The following is a 435-nucleotide window of genomic DNA, read 5'->3' as shown; positions in this document are numbered from 1 at the left end:
TGGATAAAATCTGCCAGACGTTGAGCGAGGCATACCATCTTGGCAATTTAAGGCTGCAAACCGAGCCTTGGCAGGATGATAAAGGCTGGGAAACGCCGGTTATGCGCCGCAAACGTATTCAAGAAGAAGGGCGGCAGCAGGCGCAAGATTTGCTGGAAGCGGATACAACGGCGCAGAAAATCTTGCAAACCTTTGAAGCACAATGGCTGCCGGATTCTTTAGAGTTGGCAGGACATTCTTAAAATACTGATATACAAGGCCGTCTGAAAGGCAATAGCGTTTTCAGACGGCATGAGTGAAACCCATTTATTCAAACCCATAGGAGTAAAATATGTTCGGAAAAGCCGGATTAGGCGGCCTGATGAAACAGGCTCAACAAATGCAGGAAAACATGAAAAAGGCACAAGCCAAGCTGGCTGAAACCGAAGTTGAAGG

1 protein-coding gene and 1 pseudogene are annotated in these 435 nt (G+C 47.4%); both read left to right on the top strand.

Features of this window, described 5'->3' with window-relative positions; genetic code table 11:
• On the top strand, positions 1-242 hold a 242-nt coding region (locus ACTHSP_RS22025; protein ID WP_440347011.1), incomplete at its 5' end, for a DNA polymerase III subunit gamma/tau C-terminal domain-containing protein.
• A gap of 89 nt (positions 243-331) precedes the next feature.
• Positions 332-435: pseudogene (locus ACTHSP_RS22020) on the top strand (YbaB/EbfC family nucleoid-associated protein); the annotation flags it as partial.

The organism is Neisseria sp. P0001.S005, assembly GCF_051963715.1.
Note: the sequence above shows the minus strand (reverse complement) of the source record. Positions and strands in the feature narration are given on the sequence as shown.